At 70.3% G+C, this 20,109-nt stretch carries 19 protein-coding genes, 1 pseudogene and 1 riboswitch; of the genes and pseudogenes, 5 read left to right on the top strand and 15 right to left on the bottom strand.

The window, feature by feature from the left end:
* Positions 1-160: 160 nt before the first annotated feature.
* The 7 genes from ACYVDG_RS04120 to thiO all read right to left on the bottom strand — a co-directional run bounded on the left by ACYVDG_RS04120 (position 161) and on the right by thiO (position 7,672).
* A complete protein-coding gene (locus ACYVDG_RS04120) occupies positions 161-811 on the bottom strand; it encodes a GrpB family protein (RefSeq protein ID WP_460746929.1) in 651 nt (216 codons plus the stop codon).
* Between the two features lie 156 nt (positions 812-967).
* On the bottom strand, positions 968-1,993 hold the full coding sequence (locus tag ACYVDG_RS04115) for a 6-phosphofructokinase (RefSeq protein WP_460746928.1): 1,026 nt from the start codon (positions 1,991-1,993) through the stop codon (positions 968-970).
* A 192-nt stretch (positions 1,994-2,185) separates the two neighbouring features.
* Positions 2,186-2,851 carry a response regulator gene (locus ACYVDG_RS04110; RefSeq protein WP_460746927.1) on the bottom strand — a complete coding sequence of 222 codons (666 nt, stop codon included), beginning with the start codon at positions 2,849-2,851 and terminating at the stop codon, positions 2,186-2,188.
* A 180-nt stretch (positions 2,852-3,031) separates the two neighbouring features.
* Positions 3,032-5,029, bottom strand: a complete 1,998-nt coding sequence (pknB, locus tag ACYVDG_RS04105; protein WP_460746926.1) for a Stk1 family PASTA domain-containing Ser/Thr kinase — start codon at positions 5,027-5,029, stop codon at positions 3,032-3,034.
* 353 nt (positions 5,030-5,382) lie between these two features.
* Positions 5,383-6,168 (bottom strand): thiazole synthase, encoded by a 786-nt coding sequence (locus ACYVDG_RS04100; protein WP_460746925.1) that lies wholly within the window; start codon positions 6,166-6,168, stop codon positions 5,383-5,385.
* A 3-nt stretch (positions 6,169-6,171) separates the two neighbouring features.
* Positions 6,172-6,384 carry a sulfur carrier protein ThiS gene (gene thiS, locus ACYVDG_RS04095; protein ID WP_460747003.1) on the bottom strand — a complete coding sequence of 71 codons (213 nt, stop codon included), beginning with the start codon at positions 6,382-6,384 and terminating at the stop codon, positions 6,172-6,174.
* Between the two features lie 31 nt (positions 6,385-6,415).
* Positions 6,416-7,672 carry a glycine oxidase ThiO gene (thiO, locus tag ACYVDG_RS04090; RefSeq protein ID WP_460746924.1) on the bottom strand — a complete coding sequence of 419 codons (1,257 nt, stop codon included), beginning with the start codon at positions 7,670-7,672 and terminating at the stop codon, positions 6,416-6,418.
* Positions 7,641-7,751: riboswitch (TPP riboswitch) on the bottom strand. Its footprint overlaps the gene before it by 32 nt.
* Positions 7,752-7,853: 102 nt before the next feature.
* On the opposite strand from thiO, the gene ACYVDG_RS04085 reads away from it, so the two are divergent.
* Positions 7,854-8,231, top strand: a complete 378-nt coding sequence (locus ACYVDG_RS04085) for an Rv2175c family DNA-binding protein (protein WP_460746923.1) — start codon at positions 7,854-7,856, stop codon at positions 8,229-8,231.
* Positions 8,232-8,356: 125 nt separating this feature from the next.
* Positions 8,357-9,028, top strand: coding sequence for a thiamine phosphate synthase (gene thiE / locus ACYVDG_RS04080; protein WP_460746922.1), 672 nt, complete (start codon positions 8,357-8,359; stop codon positions 9,026-9,028).
* Positions 9,029-9,125: 97 nt separating this feature from the next.
* Here the strand turns inward: thiE and ACYVDG_RS04075 are convergent, their stop codons facing one another.
* On the bottom strand, positions 9,126-9,893 hold the full coding sequence (locus ACYVDG_RS04075) for an ABC transporter permease (protein ID WP_460746921.1): 768 nt from the start codon (positions 9,891-9,893) through the stop codon (positions 9,126-9,128).
* Complete coding sequence (locus ACYVDG_RS04070; RefSeq protein WP_460746920.1) at positions 9,890-10,816, bottom strand: ATP-binding cassette domain-containing protein; 927 nt, start codon at positions 10,814-10,816, stop codon at positions 9,890-9,892. The genes ACYVDG_RS04075 and ACYVDG_RS04070 overlap by 4 nt, the downstream gene beginning before the upstream one ends.
* An 85-nt stretch (positions 10,817-10,901) precedes the next feature.
* On the opposite strand from ACYVDG_RS04070, the gene ACYVDG_RS04065 reads away from it, so the two are divergent.
* The gene (locus tag ACYVDG_RS04065; RefSeq protein ID WP_460746919.1) at positions 10,902-11,666 is read left to right on the top strand and encodes a TetR/AcrR family transcriptional regulator; all 765 of its coding nucleotides are present in this window, start codon (positions 10,902-10,904) and stop codon (positions 11,664-11,666) included.
* A 42-nt stretch (positions 11,667-11,708) separates the two neighbouring features.
* On the opposite strand, the gene ACYVDG_RS04060 is transcribed toward ACYVDG_RS04065, so the two are convergent.
* The 4 genes from ACYVDG_RS04060 to ACYVDG_RS04045 form a co-directional block, all read right to left on the bottom strand.
* Entirely contained in the window at positions 11,709-12,716 is a 1,008-nt protein-coding gene (locus ACYVDG_RS04060) for a zinc-binding dehydrogenase (protein ID WP_460746918.1), read from the bottom strand.
* A gap of 161 nt (positions 12,717-12,877) precedes the next feature.
* Positions 12,878-13,771 carry an SDR family oxidoreductase gene (locus ACYVDG_RS04055; RefSeq protein ID WP_460746916.1) on the bottom strand — a complete coding sequence of 298 codons (894 nt, stop codon included), beginning with the start codon at positions 13,769-13,771 and terminating at the stop codon, positions 12,878-12,880.
* Between the two features lie 68 nt (positions 13,772-13,839).
* The gene (locus ACYVDG_RS04050; protein WP_460746915.1) at positions 13,840-15,126 is read right to left on the bottom strand and encodes a DUF418 domain-containing protein; all 1,287 of its coding nucleotides are present in this window, start codon (positions 15,124-15,126) and stop codon (positions 13,840-13,842) included.
* Between the two features lie 44 nt (positions 15,127-15,170).
* Positions 15,171-16,253, bottom strand: a complete 1,083-nt coding sequence (locus tag ACYVDG_RS04045; RefSeq protein WP_460746913.1) for a polyprenyl synthetase family protein — start codon at positions 16,251-16,253, stop codon at positions 15,171-15,173.
* A 319-nt stretch (positions 16,254-16,572) separates the two neighbouring features.
* Between ACYVDG_RS04045 and metF the strand changes: the two genes are divergently transcribed.
* Positions 16,573-17,436 (top strand): methylenetetrahydrofolate reductase [NAD(P)H], encoded by an 864-nt coding sequence (gene metF, locus ACYVDG_RS04040; RefSeq protein WP_460747002.1) that lies wholly within the window; start codon positions 16,573-16,575, stop codon positions 17,434-17,436.
* Here the strand turns inward: metF and ACYVDG_RS04035 are convergent.
* Together ACYVDG_RS04035 and bldD are read right to left on the bottom strand one after the other, a co-directional pair.
* Positions 17,354-17,962, bottom strand: coding sequence for a GNAT family N-acetyltransferase (locus tag ACYVDG_RS04035; RefSeq protein ID WP_460746912.1), 609 nt, complete (start codon positions 17,960-17,962; stop codon positions 17,354-17,356). The two genes, metF and ACYVDG_RS04035, sit on opposite strands and share 83 nt — an antisense overlap.
* 366 nt (positions 17,963-18,328) lie before the next feature.
* Positions 18,329-18,823 carry a transcriptional regulator BldD gene (bldD, locus tag ACYVDG_RS04030; protein WP_013154123.1) on the bottom strand — a complete coding sequence of 165 codons (495 nt, stop codon included), beginning with the start codon at positions 18,821-18,823 and terminating at the stop codon, positions 18,329-18,331.
* A 532-nt stretch (positions 18,824-19,355) separates the two neighbouring features.
* On the opposite strand from bldD, the pseudogene pyrR reads away from it, so the two are divergent.
* Positions 19,356-19,946: pseudogene (gene pyrR, locus ACYVDG_RS04025) on the top strand (bifunctional pyr operon transcriptional regulator/uracil phosphoribosyltransferase PyrR); the annotation flags it as partial.
* Positions 19,947-20,109: the final 163 nt, after the last annotated feature.

Here is a 20,109-nt window from a genome sequence, read left to right as displayed (position 1 = left end):
CCTCCGGAAGATGATGCTGCGGTGCCCCGGTGAGGGTGGGAGTGGCGGTGGCGGAACCGGGTGCGTCAACCGCCACCCTCCAGTATCGAACAATTCCCGGACCGTTCGGACCATTCCCGTTCGCCGGTGTGGGCCTCGCCGCTCACGTGGGTCAGTAGTTTCAGTGCCTACCCGGTTGTCCCTGCTCCCGTTCCCTTCTCCGGTCACGAGTGTCGGACAAGCCGTGAGCGGCGAACATTCGAGCGTAGATCTCCCGGAGCACGGGTTCCTTGTGCCGGTTGTAGTCCATGACGACGCCACCCTTCTCGGTGGTGGCGGCAGCGGCCTCCAGTTTGGCCTCACGGTAGCGGGCGAGGTCCTCCGGGTTCCTGGAGAGCCAATCCCGGAACATGCGGTGACGGATGAGTTCCGGGCAGTCCGCGCCGAACACGTGCAGGTTGGTGCGCGGCTCCCGGAGAGTGAGCATCCGGTGCTCGTGCCAGGGCGGTTCCCGGAGGGTCAGCACGAACCCGCTTCTCTCCAGGGCGGGCACGTAGGAGTCCTCGTCGGCGGGGTCGGTGACGGTGAGGTCTGCGTCGATCACCGGTTTGGCGGGCAGGCCGGGGACCGAGGTCGAACCGACGTGTTCGACCCGCAGTGCCCGGCCGCCGAGCGCCGCGCGGACCAGGGCGGCCGCCCGCGCGAACCACTCGGGCCATCGCGGGTCGTATCCGACCACGTGGACGGGTTCGGGTGCGGGGCGGCCGAGCACCCAGAAGCTGTCGTCGTGCGGGGTCTGGTGGTGGCGGGTGATCTCCTCCGGCGTGGGCATGGAGCCAGCCTAAGAGGCCCGGGGCGCGCCCATGGGAAGACGGCGCGGGCGTGGGGGGCGGTCCTGACCCCGCCTGGAATGCGGCGCGGCCCCTCCCGGAGGTGGCCGGGAGGGGCCGCGCCGAAGCCTGGTCGAGCTCAGGTCTGACCGGAGTGATCAGCCGAAGAAGACCTCGGCCTCCTCGTAACGCTCCGCGGGAACGGTCTTGAGGGTGTCGGTGGCCTCGGACAGGTCCACGCGCACGATGTCGGTGCCCTGGAGGCCGACCATCTTGCCGAAGGTCTTCTCGTGCACGGCCTCGATGGCGTTCACCCCCAGGCGGGTGGCGAGCACCCGGTCGAAGGCGGTGGGGGTACCGCCGCGCTGGACGTGGCCCAGGACGACCGAGCGGGCCTCCTTGCCGGTGCGCTTCTCGATCTCCTCAGCCAGGGTCTGGCCGATGCCGCCGAGGCGCACGTGCCCGAAGGAGTCCTTGTCGCCCGTGGCCAGCTCCAGCTGCCCCTCCTTCGGGTGGGCACCCTCGGCGACCACGATGATGGGGGCGTACTGCGTCTCGAAGCGGCTCTCGACGTGCTTGACGACCTCGTCCATGTCGAAGGGGCGCTCGGGGATGAGGATGACGTTGGCGCCGGCGGCCATGCCCGAGTGCAGGGCGATCCACCCGGCATGGCGGCCCATGACCTCGACCACCAGTGCCCGGTGGTGGGACTCGGCGGTGGTGTGGAGGCGGTCGATCGCCTCCATGGAGATGTTGACGGCCGTGTCGAAACCGAACGTGTAGTCGGTGGCGTTGAGGTCGTTGTCGATGGTCTTGGGCACACCCACGACGTTGACCCCGCGGTCGTGCAGCTGACGCGCCACACCCAGTGTGTCCTCGCCGCCGATGGCGATGAGCGCGTCCACGCCCAGGCCGGCCATGTTGTCCTTGACCCGCTCGACACCGCCCTCGATCTTCATCAGGTTGGTGCGCGACGAACCCAGGATCGTGCCGCCGCGCGGGAGGATGCCGCGCACGGCGGCGATGTCCAGCTGCTTGGTGGCGCCCTCCAAGGGCCCGCGCCAGCCGTCCCGGAAGCCGATGAACTCGTAGCCGTAGTCCTTGACACCCTTACGGACCACGGCGCGGATGACCGCGTTCAGACCTGGGCAGTCTCCACCACCGGTCAACACCCCGACTCGCATGCGACTTCTCCTCGACGTTGTGGATATTTACGGCGCACGGCGCCATATGGTCTAGACCATAGTGGGACGGAGGAGCCCAGGCCAACCCGGATGGGGAAGTCCCTTCCGAAACCCGCAGCCCATGGGCTTGGGAGCGTAACCGAAAGTGCCGGGCTTCCCCGGGTGCCCGCCGAAGACCCCCTAGGCGCAGGGTCAGTGGTCTAGACCGCGGTCGATGGCGTAGCGCACGAGCTCCACCCGGTTGTGCAGGTGCAGCTTGGTCAGGGTGTTCTGCACGTGGTTCTGGACCGTGCGGTGGGAGATGGTGAGGCGGCGCGCGATCTGCTTGTAGGCCAGCCCCTTGGCGACGAGCCGGAGCACCTCGGTCTCGCGCGGGGTGAGTTCGGGCGCCTTTTCGGCTCCTCCGCGCGCTTGGCCGTCCTCGGCGGAGAGCCGCCGGTACTCGCCGAGGACCAGACCCGCCAAGCCGGGGGTGTAGACGGCCTCGCCGCTGTGGACGCGCCGTACCGCGTCGAGGAGTTCTTCGCGCCCCGCGGACTTCACGAGGTAGCCGGTGGCCCCGGCCTTGACCGCCGCAAGTACGTCGTCGCTCTCCCCGCTGGCCGAAAGGACCAGGACCCGGGGCGGTTCCGGCAGCGTGATCAGGGCCGAGGTGAGCTCCACGCCGTTGGTGTCCGGCAGGTGGAGGTCGACCACGGCCAGGGTGGGCCGCGCTGCTGGGGCGATGCGCAGGGCCTTCGCCCCGTCGCCGGCAGTGCCGACCACCTCGACGCCGGCTTCGCTCAGGTCGCGCGCTACCGCGTCGCGCCACATGGGGTGGTCGTCGACCACCATGACTCGGATGTCTTCGCCGCTCATACCGGTGACCATAGCGGCGCGGGAACCCCACGCGACAGGGGAGGCGCGTGGCCGGTCGCGGACGGGCCGGAGATTGCGCACGTGGACGCCGGCCGGCCGCCCGCGCCGGATCCTAACCCGGCGCGGGCGGCCACCAGCCGTCAGCAGACCGCTGGGGACTCCGGTGGCCCTCAGCGGCCGTCAGTCGTCATCGTCGTCATCGTCGTCATCGTCGTCATCGTCGTCATCGTCCTCGACGTCGCCCAGGTCGATCCCGCCGGGTGTGGCGGTGATCGTGATCGTGGCGCCCTCCTCGGCACTGCCTTCCGGGGACTGGTGCGCGACCACCCGGCCGCCCAGGATCCGGTCGACCTCGACCTCGAACCCGGCGTCCTCCAGCTCGTCGCGGGCGTCGCGGACCGACTCGCCCACCACGTCGGGGATCTCGACCTCGGGCGGCCCGGTGGACACGGTCAGGGTGACCGTGGACTCGGAGCCAACGTTGGTGCCGGTATCGGGGTTCTGGTCGATGACCGTGCCCTCGTCGATGGTCTCGCTCTCCTCCTCGACGATCTCGGTCTCCAGGCCCAGCTCCTCGAGGGCGTCCTCGGCGTCTTCCTGCTCCTGGCCGACCAGGCTCGGGACGGGGATGCCGAGGCTGACGGTGAGGACCACCGGCTGCTCGCGGTCGGCCTCCGCTCCCGCTTCGGGTTCGGTCTCCAGGACCTCACCGGGGTCGTTTTCGGGAGCGTCGACCTCTTCCTGGACGATGTCCTCGGCCTCGAATCCGAGGTCCTCCAACTCCTTGAGCGCGTTGGCGTAGTCCTCGCCGACCAGTTCGGGCATGTCCACCGACTGCGGTCCCTTGGACAGGAACACGGTCACCGGGTCACCCGGTGAGAGGCGCTCCCCGATCTCGGGTTCGGTCTCGGCAGCCTCGCCCGGTGCGGCCTCGTCGCTGTAGACCGTGTCGTCGGACTGCTCGACGACGAGCCCGGCCGAGCGGATCATCTCGCTGGCCGTGTCGGGGTCGGTGCCCACGACATCGGGTACGGGCTCGAACCTGCCGATGAGGAACCACCAGCTCGTGACGCCCACGACCAGGGCCAGGACGACGGCACCGATCACCGTCAGGCGGTTGCGGGCGAACCACGAACCGCCCTCGTCCGGGCCGTCGTCGTAGTCGTCCCCGTCCAGGTCGGCGCCGCTCATGTCGACGACCATGGTGGCGTTCTCGGTCCCGAGCCCGGCGCCGCCGGCGATCAACTGGGGCGCGGTCATGGTGGCTGCGGCACTGCCCTGCGGCGCGACCGGAGCCAGGGGCCCCTTGGCGGCCGCGGCGTCGTCGGGAAGGGTCCGCAGGACCTCCAGCACTTTCGCCAGGTACTGCCCGGCGTTGCCCGTCCGGTACCGGGGATCGCGCTCGGTGGCCTTGGTCACCAGGGCGTCCACGGCGGGCGGCAGGTTGGGCAGGAAGTGCGAGGGGCGGGGAACGTCCTCGTTCACGTGCTGGTAGGCGATCGCGATGGGCGTCTCGCCGGTGTGCGGCTGGCCTCCGGTGAGCAGCTCGTAGAGCATGATGCCCGCGGCGTACACGTCGCTGCGCGCGTCGGCCACGCCCTTCTCGATCTGCTCCGGCGCCAGGTAAGCGGCGGTACCCATGAGTGTGCCGGTGCGGGTCAGGCCCTGGTTGGACTGCTCCACCGCGCGGGCCAGCCCGAAGTCGGCCACCTTCACCCGGCCGTCCTTGGTGATGAGGACGTTCTCGGGCTTGACGTCGCGGTGCACCATGCCCGCCTGGTGGGCGGCGCCCAGCGCGGCCAGGACCGGGGCCATCGCCTGCAGGGCGTCCTTCGGACCCAGCCGACCCTTCTCCTGGAGCAGGTCGCGCAGGGTCTGGCCCGGGACGTACTCCATGGCCAGGAACACGTGTCCCGCGTCCTCGCCCTGGTCGAAGACCTGCACCACGTTGGGGTGGGAGAGCTTGGCGACCGAGTGCGCCTCGTTGATGAAGCGCTGCACGAAGGAGGGGTCCTGTGCAAGGGAGGGGTGCATGACCTTCAGGGCCAGCCGTCGGTCCAGCCGTAGGTCGTGGGCGACGTAGACCGTAGCCATACCGCCACCGGCGATCCTTGACTCGACGAAGTAGCGACGGTCCAGCGTCGCGCCTACAAGCGGGTCGGAAGTGGTCATGTCCACGGCGGAGTAGTGTCCTTGCTGCGGGGAGCGCGGGCATTCGCGGCCGGTGGCGCGTACCCGACACAGGGTGTCGAACCGACACAATAGCGGAAGCCGGTGTCGGGTCTCGCCCCGCGGTTCACGGTCGCGGCGTCCCCGCGTCCAACGGCGTGGCGGCCGGTGTGGAGTCGGTGTGGGACGTTCGCGCCTGGGCGGTCAGTCCGTGAGGTGCCGTCCGGCGGCACGCACACCCCTCCCACGGTAGGGGACAGCGGCAAACCTGGCAGTGACGCCGCGCTCACCCGCGCTTTACCGAAGGCGCCTCCTGAAGGCCGCCGGTGGCGGTGGGCGCGGGCACTGCTGTTCGGCCGCGGTCAGACCACGTCAGGGCTGGATGCTTGGGCATGTCGGCGGACCGGGATGCGTCCGGCCAGCCGCGCTCCGCGCCCGGCCCGGACGGCGTCGCGCATCGCCGAGGCCATGAGGACCGGCTTCTGCGCGCGGGTCACGGCGGTGGCCAACAACACGGCGTCGCAGCCCAGCTCCATCGCCAGTGCGGCGTCGCTGGCGGTACCGATCCCGGCGTCCACGATGACCGGGACGTTCGCCTGCTCGACGATCAGCTCGAGGTTGTGCGGGTTGCGGATGCCCAGCCCCGAGCCGATCGGCGCGGCCAGCGGCATGACGGCCGCGCAGCCCAGCTGCTCCAGGCGGCGCGCCAGTACCGGGTCGTCGTTGGTGTACGGCAGGACGGTGAAACCGTCGTCCACGAGGGCCTCGGCGGCGTCCAGGAGCTCCACCGGGTCGGGGAGGAGGGTGTGCTCGTCGGCGATCACCTCCAGCTTGACCCAGTCCGTTTCCAGGGCCTCGCGGCCGAGTTTGGCGGTGCGTACCGCGTCGGCGGCGGTGAAGCACCCTGCGGTGTTGGGCAGGGGGCGGATCTTGTTCCGCTCCAGGATGTCCCAGACCGACCCTTGGGTTCCGGGGCTGACCCGGCGCATCGCCACGGTGGTGAGCTCGGTGCCGGAGGTCTGCAGGGCCTCCTCCAGGACCTCGAGTGAGGGTGCTCCGCCGGTTCCGGTGATGAGGCGGGAGTCGAATGTGACACCCGCGATCTCGAAGGGGTCGTCGAGCGTGTGTGTAAGGGGCGTCTCGGGCATGGTTCAGCCTCCCTGTACTGCGGTGAGAACGTCCACGCGGTCACCCGGGGCCAGGGTGGTGTCGGACCACGCGGTGCGGCGCACCACCTCGTCGTTGACGGCTACGGCGATCCCGCCCTGGATCTGCCCGTCCCGGGTCGATGCCACATCGCGTACGACCGCTTCCACGGTGGTGGCCGCGGTCTGGCGCGCCTCGCCGTTGATGATCAGTTCCACTGCTTCTCCCACGTCTTGTTCCAGTGTTCTCTCAGGTCGTCTGCGCACCGCCGCCGGCCAGTTCCCGGTCGGCGGCGAACCGGCGCGCGTGGTCGGGCAGCGAGCCGGTAGTGAGTGCATCGGCCATGACCGCGCCGGTCTCTGGGGCCAGGAGCACCCCGTGCCGGAAGTGCCCGGCGGCCAGGTGCAGGCCCGGGACCAGGGTGGGCCCCAGGAGGGGTTCGTTGTCCGGTGATCCGGGCCGCAGCCCCACACAGGTCTCGGTGACCTCGAGCTCGGTCACCCCGGGTACGAGCTCGCGCGCGTCCCGGAGGACCTGCCACAGCCCGCCCATGGTGAGAGCGGTGTCGTGGCCCAGCTCCTCCTGGGTCGCGCCGACGATCACTTCGCCGTCGGCCCGGGGGACGAGGTAGACCGGGAAACCGCGGACCAGGCCGCGCACGGTGCGACTGACCAGGGGCGGTTCCCCCGAGGGGGTTCGGGCGCGCAGCAGTTGTCCCTTGACCGGGCGCAACGGGGGCACTACCGGCTCGGGAACCTTGATCCGGTCGCCCCAACAGCCCGCGGCAAGGACGACCTGCCCAGCGGCGACCAGGGAGTCGTCCGCCAGGCGCACGCCCAGGCGGGCGCCGTCGGGGCCGGGGGAGGTGACCTCCTCGGCCCGTCCCGCGATCTCGCGCACACCGGCGCGCTCACCGGCCCGTGCGAGGGCCAAGAGCAGTCGGCGCGGATCCACGGAGTGGTCGTCGGGGGCCAGCACCCCTCCGCGTACGCCGGGGGCGAGCATGGGTTCCAGGCGGCGGCACTCCCGACTGGTCAGGCGTTCGGCGGCCACGCCCAGGCGCTGCTGCAGCGCGTGCAGTTCGGTGAGGACGGCCAGGTCGTCGCGGTCGAAGGCGACCAGGAGCGTTCCGGTGGTCTGGAGGCCGACGTCCACGCCGCTGGCGTCCTCCAGCTCCTTGACGAAGTCGGGGTAGCGGCGGGCGGAGCGCACCCCGAACTCCATCAGGGGTTCCTCGCCGAACACCGCCTCGGTGGCGGGGGTGAGCATGCCGGCCGCGACGGTCGAAGCCGCGCGGGCGGTCGAGGGTTCGTTGACCGGGTCGGGTTCGATCAGGGTGACGGGCAGCCCTCGTTGGGCGGCCCGCCAGGCGGTGACCCGGCCGATGATGCCGCCGCCGACCACGGTCACGGTCTCACGTGTACCGGTATTGGTAGGACGAATCTTTGCGTGCTGGGGAACATCGAAGGTGCGCACGGCGCCGTGTTCCACTCCCTTCGCCGGCATGATCCGGATCAGGTTCGTGCGGTCGGAGGCGGCCAGCCTCCCTCTCAGCCGGGTCCACCCGGCTCCCGCGGGACGTGTCTGCTCTCCTCCCATATTAGGGCAGGGTGTCCAGACCCGGTGTGGCGGGGATCTCGGTGCGCCGAGTACCAGGTGCCGCCGGACGACCACCGGCGCTCGGCGGATGTGGCAGATTGGTGGGGTGACACAAAGCGACCCTGAACTCGACGAACTCGTCGGCGACTGGCTGACCCTGCGCGAGGCGGCCAAGCCGCTGGGCGTGAGCCCCAACCGGATCAAGACACTCATCCGCGAGAAGCGCATGATGGGCGTGGTCCGTGGCGGTGAGCTCTCCATCCCCGCCGCCTTCCTGGACGGTGGGGACCTCGTCAAAGGGCTGTCCGGCACCATCGTGCTGCTCTCCGACGCGGGCTTCTCCACCGAAGAGGCCCTGCGCTGGCTCTTCACCTCGGACGACAGCCTGCCGGGCACGCCCATCCAGGCCATGCGCGAGGACCGCGGCACCGAAGTGCGCCGCCGTGCCCAGAGCCTGGCCTTCTAGAGGACACGGCCTCCTAGAGCACCGTTCACGGGCAGCTTCAGGCGGGGCCGCGCGAGACACCGCCGGGCGGCCCGGAGGGCGCGCCCCTTCGGCCGCCCGGAGCGCCAGGCCCTACAGTGGGGCGGGTGAGGACCAGCCACGGAACCAGCCTGCGCAAGCGCCTGGACGCATCCCTTCTGTACCTGTGCACCGACGCCCGTACGGAGCGCGGCGATCTCGCGGAGTTCGCGGACGCTGCGCTGGCCGGGGGAGTGGACATCATCCAGCTCCGGGACAAGGGCCTGGAAGCGCGCCAGGAGCTGGCCGCCCTCGAGGTCATGCGTGCGGCGTGTGAGCGCCACGGCGCCCTGCTCGCCGTCAACGACCGGGCCGATATCGCCCGTGCGGTGCGCGCCGACGTCCTGCACCTGGGGCAGCGCGACCTCCCGGTGCCCATGGCGCGCGACATCGTCGGCGCCGACCCGGTCATCGGCCGCTCCAACAACGACGTCGACGCCGCCGCGGCCTCCGCGGAGGAAGCCGGGAGCGACTACTTCTGCGTGGGTCCGACCTGGGCCACGCCCACGAAGCCGGGACGCCCGGCCGCCGGCTTGGACCTGGTGCATCGCGCTTCGGCACTGGGTTCTGACCGGCCGTGGTTCGCGATCGGCGGGATCGACCTCGACAACGTGGACCAGGTGCTGAGCGCCGGTGCCACGCGGGTGGTCGTGGTCCGCGCGGTCACCGAGGCGGAGGATCCCCGCGCGGCGGCCACCGCGCTCAAGGCCCGCTTGACCGCCCGCGCCGACAACACCTGAGGGACACACCGACCGCGGCCCCGGAGCCCCGCCAGGGGGTACCGGGGCCGCGTCGTGTCCTTCTGCCCCGCGCCTTTGGCGGTCCGGGCCTCTCCGCTCAGCGCCGCCCAGCGCGCTGGAACAGCCACTGGGTCAGGACGAGCGCGGCCACGGTGAGCCCGGACATCCACAGGACCAAGGCGGTGACCTGGTCGCCGACGGGCGCCCCGGAGGTGAGTTCGCGGAGGGTCTCGATGGCCAGGGAGACCGGTTGGTGCTCGGCGAAGCCTTGGAGGAAGGACGGCAGCCCCTCGATGGGGACGAAGGCCGACGACAGGTAGGGCACGAACAGCGCGACGAAGGCGAACGTCGCCGCGGTGTCGGCCGACCGGGCGGCCAGCCCCCAGGCAGCCGCGACCAGGGTGAGTAGGACGATGTAGGCGCTCACCAGCGCCAGCACCCACAGCCACCCGGTGGGGGAGGCCTCCGGTCGGAAGCCCAGCGCGACCGCCGCGATCAGGACGAGCAGCGTCGACACCAGGTTGCGCAAGGTTCCGGCCACCACGTGTCCCGTCACCACCGCCGAGGCGCGGATGGGCATCGTCCGCAGCCTTCGGATCACGCCCTTTGAGAGGTCGGAGTGCACCGCCGTCGCGGTCATCGAGGCCCCGAAGCCGGCGCACAGGAGCATCACCCCGGGCGCCACGTAGTCCACGTAGGACGCGTCGCTGGTCAGGCCTTCCACGGCGGAGCCGAAGACGGTCACGAAAAGGAGCATGACGGCGACCGGGGCGACCACGGCGGTCACCATGCTGTCGACGTCCCGCAGGGAATGGGTCAGTCCGCGCTTGGTGAGGACGGCCTCGGCGCGCAGGGGAGCGGTCATGACGGTTGGTCCTTCGCTGTGGGGCGGTCGGTGAGTGCGAGGAACACGTCGTCCAAGGTCGGGGTGTGGACCGTGACCCGGGAGACGGGGACACCCGCGCGGTGGTGGAAGTTCAGGGCGGAGCGCAGGTGCTCGGCGGAGCCGTCGCCCCGCATCCACTCGATACTCCCGTCGGCGAGCGTGAGCTCGACCAGTTCCTGGCCCACGCGGCGCTTGAGCTCGGCCGCCGTGCCTTGGGCGACGATCCCGCCGCCGTCCAGGACTGCGATCCGGTCGGCCAGCACGTCCGCCTCCTCCAAGTACTGCGTGGTGAGGAAGACCGTGGTGCCGTGCTCGGTAAGGCCGGTGATCGTGTGCCACAACGCCTGGCGGCTGCGGGTGTCCATGCCGGTGGTCGGCTCGTCCAGGAACACCACCGGTGGTGAGCCCACCAGGCTCGCGGCCAGGTCCAGCCGCCGACGCATCCCGCCCGAGTACCCGCCGCAACGGCGGTCGGCCGCGTCGGTGAGATCGAAGTGGTCGAGTAGCTCACGGGCGCGCCTGTCGGCGGTGCGGCGATCGGCGCCGAGGAGGCGGGCGACCATCACCAGGTTCTCCCTGCCGGTGAGCGCCTCGTCGACGGAGGCGTACTGGCCGGTGGCGCTGATCGCGCGGCGGACCCGGCGCGCTGCGCGGACCACGTCGTGGCCCAGGACCCGCGCCGTGCCCCCGTCGGGTCGGACGAGCGTGGTCAGGATGTTGATCAGGGTGGTCTTGCCCGCGCCGTTGGGCCCTAAGAGGGCGAGGATCCCGCCCGCCGGAACTTCGAGGTCGACACCGTCCAGGACGGTGTGGTCGCCGTAGCGCTTGCGTAGTCCGGAGACGCTGACCGCCGGGGCGGTGGTCTCTTGTGGCGGGCTCTGGGTGAGTGTTCGTGTGTTCATGTTCTACAGTGTAACCCTTACCCAGTACCATTGCGCAACCCCTACGCAGTACATTTGCGTGCCGATTACGCAATAGGATGGCCGCATGGCTGAACAGGAACCGCCGGGCGATCCGGTGCGGACGATCCCCAAGGTGCTGCTCTCGGCGTGGGGGGTCGGCCCTACACCTCGGAAGGGCCCCCGGCCCAAGCTCACCATCGCCCGCATTCTGGAGATCGCCATCGCCCTCGGCGACCAGGGGGGTGCCGAGGCGATCACCATGAGTCGAACCGCCGCCGAGCTCGGCGTCGGCACCATGAGTCTGTACCGCTACGTCGAGTCCCGCTCCGACCTGCTGCTGCTTGCTGCCGATGCTGTTCTGGGGGCGCCCCCCGAACCGGTCGGCGCCACGTGGCGAGAACGCGCGCACTCCTTCGCTCTGGGGCTGCGCGACGTCTACCGGCGGCACCCTTGGGCGAGCGGGATCCCGGTGACCGTCGAGCCCCTCGCCCCCTCCTTCGTCCGCTGGGGCGAGCTGGGCCTGGGTGCGCTTGAGGAGACCGGGCTCAGCATCGCCGAGTGCGCGCGGATCACGACCCTGATCTGGACCTACGCCCGGGCCGAAGGTGAACTCGCCGAGGAGCAGCGCCGCTCCTGGGAGGCCCAGGGCCTCGACCCCGCCGACGCCCACCGCGCCTTCGTCCACCGGCTCGACACCCTGGTCTCCGCCGAGGACTATCCGCGCGTGCGCGAACTCCTGGGCAGCGACCTCCTCGCCGCCGACGCGGAGGATGACGACCCAGCGGCTGAGTTCGCGCGGGCGGTCGACCTCCTCCTCGACGGGGTGGCGGCCCGCGCCGCCCTCCCCTGAACGGGTCGGCCGGGCGCCCCGTCCAGGGGAGGCGGGGCCGCGTCAGGGCACCAGCAGTACCTTGCCCAGGACCCGGCGCTCCTCCAGCGCGGCGTGGGCCTCGGCGGCCCGTTCCAGCGGCAGGGTCAGCCCCACGTGCGGCCGGAGCCGACCGGCCCGGGCCTCCTCGAGGGCCAGCCGGGCCAGGTCCCGCCTGCTCGCCCCCTTCACGTCGTCCAGGTCCATCATGCCCAGGGCGGTGATCCCGCGGTCCCGGACCTCGGCCTCGTCGATCTCGACGAAGTCACCGTTGGTGGTCCCGTAGCTGACGAAGCGTCCGCCGTCGGCCACGGCGGCCAGGGCCGACCTGCCCAGGTCCCCGCTGGCGCCGTCGACGACCACGCTCACACCGGCGCCCCCGGTGATGGCGCTGACCCGCTCCAGCCACCCGGGTTCCGAATAGTCCACGACCTCCTCGGCGCCCAAGGAGCGGGCCAGTTCCAGCTTCTCCGGACCCCGGGCCGCGCCGATCACCCGCGCCCCCGCGAGGCGGGCCAGCTGCACGGTCAGGCTGCCCGCCCCGCCGGTGGCGGCCAGGACGAGCACCCAGGTATCGGGGGAGAAGCGGGCGGCCCGCTCCAGGAGCAGGGCGGTGGCCCCGTCGGTCAGCAGGGCAAGGGCATCGTGGTCGGCCAAGGTGTCGGGGACCCTGATGAGGGAATCGACGGGCACTACCGTCCGTTCGGCGTATGCGTCGACCGGGGCGCTGGGGGATCCAGCCGGCCCGTCCACCGGTCCGGTCTCCGCGACCACTTCCACACCCACCCAGGCGGGGTCCGTTCCCGGTCCCACCTCGACGACCCGGCCGGAGACCCCGCTCCCGGGTACGTACGGGGGTGCTACCGGGAAGTGCTCCTCACCCCACCCCGAGCGGATCAGCGTGTCCAGGTAGATGACGTTCGCCCCGGTCACTTCCACCAGGGCCTCCCCGGGGCCCGGTTCCGGATCGGATACCTCTCGGGTGACCAGGACCTCGGGGCCGCCGAACTCGTCCACTCGTACCGCGCGCATGTCCACCACACTCCTTTGCTGATTGATGGTGGCCACTCTGCTTCCTCAACTAATGTTCAGGTCAACGGGTAGGGTGGAAACCTAAGCGGGAGCCGGTCGGAACCGCAGACGACAGAACCGCCGCGCACGGGGCACGGCGGTGGTGGCAGGGAGGGCCGCGGTCAGACCGCGACGTGCGCGAGGGCGCTCGGATGGCGGCGCAGGAAGCCCTCGATGGACTGGGCCGGATGGCCGGTCAGGTCCGGGACAGTGCTCGCCACGACGTCCATCTCGTCGGCGGCGATCGCGGCGTACGACGATGCCCAGCCCTCGACCTCCCACTCCGCGGCCCCGGTGAGGCGCCGCGACTCCAGCGCCTCCTCCCAGGTCTCGGGTACATACCGGATCGTGCGTCCGGTCAGACGGCCCAGCTTTTCCACGGTGGCCCCCACCGACAGCGCCTCGGGGCCGGTCACGTCGTAGCTCGTGTTCTCCGAAGCGGCGATCACCAGGGGGTCGGTCAGCACGGCTGCGGCGACGTCCGCGACGTCGTCCCTGGACACCCACGCGACCCTGCCCTCCCCGGCCGGGCCGCGCACCACGCCCTCGTCGTCCACCCACGCGGGCATCAGGTCCAGGTACAGGCTGGGTCTGAGGAACGTGTGTGACACACCCGTCGACCGGATGTGCGCCTCCGTGTAGAAGTGCGTGCGGGCGAACGTGAAGGTGGAGGCGGGGCCCGCCTTGAGGAACGACAGGTACACGATCCGGGACACCCCAGCCATGACCGCTCCGTCCACCGCGCTCAGGTGGGTCTCCACCCGGTCCTCGGACTCGGTCGCCGAGACCAGGAAGAGCGTGTCCACGCCCCGACAGGCACGCTCGAAGGAGGCAGTGTCCTCGTAGACGGCCATCGCGGCGCTGCTGCCGGGGTATTCCGGTGCCCGGTTGATGTCGCGCACGATGAGGCGCTGGGCCAGGCCGAGCCGTGCGATCCGTGCGGCCACACGCCCGCCCAGCGCACCGGTCGCCCCGGTCACCCCTATGGTGTGGTTTGTCATGTGATCGTCCCCCATGGGACCCCATCCTGCGTTACGAGTGCGCGTCGGCCGCTCACCGGCACGCCCCTTTTTCCGCCTGCGGGTCAGGGGCTGGTCCGCTCTTGGTGCCCGTCGGGCGGTTCCGGCGGGGGAGGCGTGGCGGGGCCCTTGGTGGAACGCCGGTACGAAAGCCTCCGCAGCAGGGTCTCGGCCGGGCCGCGCCGCTCCGCGCGCTCCATGGCGTAGGCGGCCACCACCGTCACCAGCCACACCCCGGTCGCGAACAGGAACATCGTCCACGAGGAAAGGTAGGCGGCCAGCCCCAGCCCCCACGCGGCCAGCAGGGGCGCGCACAGCACCGACTGCGCCAAGTAGGCGCTCATGGAGCGCCGCCCCGTGGCGCTCAGCGCCGTGACGACGGCCCCGGAACGCCCCCGTTCCTGGACCCGCTGTGCCACCAGGGCGATCAGTGCGATGTAGCCGAGCCCGCAGATCAGGCCGGTGACCATGTGCGGCATGGCCAGCATGTCCCCCTGCATGGGTGCGAGGTCCCAGACACCGACCTGGGCCAGAGCCAGGGGGAGTCCACCGAGCCAGCCGACCGGGATACCCACGGCCGCGACCCGGCGCAGCAGTTTACGGTTCCGCCCGGGCTCCTCCAGGATCCTGCGGCGCGCGGCCCAGAAGCCGAGCAGGATCGCGGCGGGGATGGTGAGGGTCAGCAGCCCTTGCCCGACGGCGGCCAGGGGCCAGATCGCCACGCGGTCCGCCGCCGCGGAGAGGTATGAGGGGTCGGCGATGTTGGCGGCCAGGAAGTCCGCGCTGAAGGGGCCCTGCTCCTCGACGTCGGTCCCGTCGACGAAGGGCATGGCCAGAAGGCTGAGCGCGGCGAACGTGGCCATCACACCGACCAGCACCGTGCTCCAGATCAGGAGTGTGACCTCCCTGCGCCGGAAGAACAGCCAACCCAGGATCAGCCCGGCCAGACCGTAGGCACCGATCACGTCGCCTACCCACAGCAGGAGTGCGTGGAAGAAGCCGAAGACCAGAAGCCAGAGGTTGCGTCTGCGCAGCAGTCCGTCGACGTCCCTGGCGCTGACCCCCGCGGCCTGCTGGCGCGCGGCCAGTTGGACCATGCCGTAGCCGAACAGGAAGGCGAACATCGGGTAGCTGCGCATGTCCACGGCCATGACCGTGAAGAACTGTGCGGCACCGTCCAGCGCGCCCTCAGGCTCCGGATGCATCGTGGAGCCGTCGCTGGGGGCGGCCCAGAGGTACCAGACCGAGTTGGCCAGCACGATGAACAGGAGCATGAAGCCCCGTGCGAGGTCGGGTGCCAGAGCCCTCTCGCTCGTGCTGGTCGGTCCGCGCAGGGCGGTCTGCCTGGACATGGGAGGGCCCCCGTGGTCGAGAATCCTTCGTGTTCGGTACGGAGTCAGTGTGAACGACGGGTCGCGGCCACCACCAGATCGCCCAACGGGCCTCGGGTCTGCGCTTCCAGCTCCGGTCTGTCCAACGCCGCGAGGGCCTGGTCCGCGTACTCGGTGATCATCGACTCGCAGGCGGCCAACGCACCGGAGGACTCGATCAGGCCGCACATCCACTCCACCGAATCCACGGAGAGGTCGGCGTCCCCCAGGAGCTCCTGGAAGCGCTGCGCGTCGGCGGTGCCGGTCCGGGCGAGGGTTTCGGCCACGACCAGGGTGCGCTTTCCCTCACGCAGGTCGTCACCGGCGGGCTTGCCCGTGGTGGACGGGTCGCCGAACACCCCGAGCACGTCGTCGCGCAGCTGGAAGGCGATGCCCAGCGGGATGCCGTAGTCGGTGTAGACACCGGCCAGCTCTCTGTGCCGCCCGGCAAGGGCGGCGCCCACGTGCAGAGGGCGCTCGACCGTGTACTTGGCGGCCTTGTAGCGCATCACACGCAGCGCGGCCTCGCGGGTGGCCGTGCCACGGACCTGTTCGAGGGTGTCCAGGTACTGGCCGGCCATGACCTCGGTGCGCATCGCGTCGAAGGGCGGTCGGCCGCCCTGGAGCGTCTCCGGGGAGAACCCGCTGTTCTGGTACATCTCGTCGGACCAAGCCAGGCAGAGGTCGCCGATGAGAATCGCGGCCCCCTGTCCGAAGCCCGCGCTGTCGCCGTTCCAGCCCTGGTCGGCGTGCAGTTTGGCCATGCGCTTGTGCGTCGCGGGCAGCCCGCGACGGGTGTCGCTGTTGTCTATGACGTCGTCGTGGACCAGCGCGCACGCTTGGAGGAATTCCAGGGAGGCGGCGGCCCGGATCATCCGCTCGTCGCCGTCGGCGCCGCCCGCTCCACGCCAGCCCCAGTACGCGAAGGTGGGGCGCAGGCGCTTGCCCCCGGAGACCATCACCTCCAGGGATTCCATGGCTGGGGCCAGTTCCTCCCCGATTTCCAGCAGTTGCTCCCGGCGCGCGGCGCAGAAGGAGGAGATTTCGCGATCCACGTCGGTTCTGATGACTGACGTGACCGATGAAGGGGAAGATGAGGAAGCGGACATACCCTGCACATTATCGGCTGGCTTGAGGATGCGGGGCACCACTCCGCGCCCGGGCCTGTCTCCGCGCTCGGAGAACGTGAGACGGCAGTGTTTCTCCCTTTGAGACGGCATTTGGTCATTCCTGTTGTCCTGTCTCGCTTCTTGGGAAATAGGACAACTTGGTCACTCACTGTCTCATGAAGTGGGACAGGCTGTCCGGTCGTGGGGGCCCTGGCCTAAGGTTGTGCCTATGTTGGCTGAATCCACGCGCCCTGCGGCGCCCCGAAACCCGGCCTCCAAGCCCCGTCATATCCGCGAGATCCTCGACTCGGGCGATCCGGTGTTCTCCTTCGAGTTCTTCCCGCCCCGCAGTGCCACATCGCAGGAACGCCTCTGGCGGTCGATCCGGGACATCGAGGCCCTCGGCCCGTCCTTCGTCTCCGTGACCTACGGGGCAGGGGGAGGTACCCGCGACCTGACGGTCGAGACCACCGAGCGCATCGCCACCGACACCACGCTGATGCCGGTAGCGCACATCACTCTGGTGGACCACTCCGTGGCCGAGCTCCGCCACCTCATCGGTCGGCTGTCCGCCGCCGGGGTGTCCAACATGCTGGCCGTGCGGGGGGACCCGCCCGGCGATCCCGACGGTGAGTGGATCACCCACCCCGAAGGCCTCACCTACGCCGAAGAGCTGGTCCGGCTGATCAAGGAGAGCGGTGACTTCTCCGTCGGCGTGGCCGCCTTCCCCTACAAGCACCCGCGCTCCGCCGACGTGGAGACCGATACCGACCACTTCGTGCGCAAGTGCGAGGCGGGCGCCGACTACGCCATCACCCAGATGTTCTTCGACCCCGAGGAGTACCTGCGCCTGCGCGACAGGGTGGCCGCCCGCGGCTGCGAGGTGCCCATCATCCCCGAGGTCTTCCCTGTGGTGAAGATGTCCTCGATCCGCCGCTCGGAGAAGCTCTCCGGCGCCCCGTTCCCGCGCGCGCTGGCCGAGCGCTTCGAACGCTTCGGCGACGACCAGGAGGCCATCCGCGCCTTCGGTATCGAACACGCCCAGAACATGTGTGAGCGGCTGCTCTCCGAGGGCGCCCCGGGCATCCACTTCATCACCTTCAACCAGTCCACGGCCACCAGGGAGATCTACCAGGAGGTCGCCCCCCACCGGATTCAGGAAGCGGAAGCCTCGCACCCATGATCGTGAAGGATTGGTCGGGGGTGCCGGGGAACGCGAAGGACTCCAGCACCTCCACGAACCCGCACGAACGGTAGAGGTGGCGCGCCGCGGAGGGCCCTGTGCGTGTGGACAGCACCGCGGTGCGCTCCGGCCGCCCCGAGCACAGGGCGTACAGCAGGGCGCGCCCGATCCCCTTGTTCTGCGCGTCCGGGTGGACGTGCACTTCGGCGATCTCCAGCGGGTCGGAGAGGAAACGGCGGACGTGCCGTGAGCGCCCGTGGGACCGCAGTCCCTCGGTGACGACGTCGTGCCACCACTGTCCCTCGGACCCGTGGAAGGCGTAGGCGAAGCCGACGGGCTGTTCGTCGCGTACCGCCACCACCGACCTGAACCCCGGGTACCGGGCGTGGCTGCCCATGATGGCGGCCCGCCCAGGCAGTTGTGCGGGCGGCGGTCGCATGGCCGCCTCGTAGACCTGGAGAAGGGCGGGGACGGCGTGCGTAAACGCTGGGGGAGTGAGTTCGCGCAACTCGGTGTCGGCTGCCACGTTCCCAGGGTAGAGCGTGGCAGCCGGTTCGCGAGGGTCTTCGGGTGGTGGCGGGTGACGCCGCCGCGCCGGGCTGCTTCTTGACGCCCTCCGCCCAGGGGGTGTTAACTAGTTCGAGTCGAACATGAGTTCGACAGGCTCGCCGGTGGATCCGGCGGGGCGCGGTGCGGCCGGGCCGGGGAGGGGAAGCCCCCGCCCGGCCGCGCTGTTTCCCGGGCCCTCACGCATCTTCCGGGTTACGGGGGTTTCCCGGGCTCTGCGGGCCCCGTGGCTGCGGGCCCTCGGCACACGAAAGCCGGGCGCCCCCGAGAAGGGGACGCCCGGCTCTCCTGCTCTGTGCGGCGGTGCCGTTGTTCCAGGAAGCTCCTAGAACGCGTCGACCGCGCGGCGGGCCTCCGGGTCGAGGACGCCCCAGTTGATGAGCTCCTCGGTCAGGTCCCCGGGGGACTTGTCGTAGATGACCGCGAGTGAACGCAGGTCCTCCTGGCGGATGGACAGCACTCGCCCGTTGTAGTCACCCCGCTGGCTCTGGATGGTGGCGACGTAGCGGGAGAGCGGGCCCGCCTTCTCCTGCGGGAGCTGCTGCATGCGCTCCAAGTCGATGACGAGCTTGGGTGTCGGACCCAGGGGAGTGGGCGCGGCGCCGCCGGGCAGCAGTTCCGACATCGGCACCCCGTAGAAGTCGGCCAGCTCGGCCAGCTTCTGGACGGTGACGGCGCGGTCGCCACGCTCATAGGAGCCCACCACGACGGCCTTCCAGCGTCCGTGGGACTTCTCCTCCACCCCGTGCAGGGAAAGGCCCTGTTGGGTGCGGATGGCACGCAGTCGCGCACCGAGGGACTTGGCGTATTCGGATGGCATCTTCTTGTCGCTCCCGGCCGTGACGGTGGCTGGCGTGAGTGGGGGAGACGTCCGCTCGTACTCGGCGGGCCGCCTGGGCGGTCCAGCGGATGGTCACGGGGTGCAACCCCACCCGGTAGTGGTTACAGACAGTGACGGTAGAGGGGGGCTGGTGTCCAGGTCAAGCCGTTGGTGTGAAACGCGACTAATCAGTGGCCAAACCGTGCGTAGGTGAGACGCCTCTCATTTGCGTACCAGTGGGTACGAGTAGGACGTTCTCGCGGGTCGGAAAGCCCGCCCCTGCAGGGAATTCCGTGTTTCCCACGAATGAGGGGCGAATCCGTAGTGTCATGACACGGATACGCTTAGCAGGGCAATCAGTGCCTTGGGGTGTGATGAGCATCACATTTTCAATCTCGGCGTGTGGAGTGCGCTCAGGGGCCCCGTCGTCCGCGCTGGTAGCGTGGATCCGATCGACATCCTTTAACGACCTGTTCTGTGAGGCAGGGAAGGGGTCACTACTTTGCGTGCGCAAAAGTCAACAAAAAGTGATATGGGTTCCGGTGCTTCCCCAGCGCCACCCGAGGTGCCCGACGGCACCAGGGCCGTCCTCGACGGCAACGAGATCAACCGGGCACTGACCCGCATCGCCCACGAGGTCCTCGAGCGCACCAAGGGCGGCGAACACGTCACCCTCCTCGGTATCCCCTCGCGCGGCGTACCGCTCGCGGAGCGCCTTGCCCAGCGCATCGGGCGGGTCGAGGACCTCAGCGTCCCCGTCGGATCCCTCGACATCACGATGTACCGCGACGACCTCCGCCTGGCCCCCGCACGGGCCCTCGGCAAGACGGAGATCCCCTCCGGCGGCCTCGACGACCGCGTCATCGTCCTCGTCGACGACGTCCTCTTCTCCGGCCGCACCGTTCGCGCCGCCCTCGACGCCCTCGGCGACCTCGGGCGCCCGCGCGCGGTCCAGCTCGCCGTCCTCGTCGACCGGGGCCACCGCGAACTCCCTATCCGTGCCGACTACGTGGGCAAGAACCTGCCCACCTCGCTGCGCGAGAGCGTCACCGTCCAACTCGACGAGAGCGACGGCCACGACGCGGTCCTCCTCGGACCCGCCCGCCCGTCACCCTCCACCACCCTCAAAGGCGGCCTTCGGCCCGAGTCTCCCGCCGAGTCACCCTCCACCACCCTCAAAGGCGGCCTTCGGCCCGAGTCTCCCGCCGAGTCACCCTCCACCACCCTCAAAGGCGGCCTTCGGCCCGAGTCTCCCGCCGAGTCACCCTCCACCACCCTCAAAGGCG

The sequence above is a fragment of the Nocardiopsis oceani genome (assembly GCF_054777395.1).
This window is presented reverse-complemented; position numbering and strand designations above follow the sequence as displayed.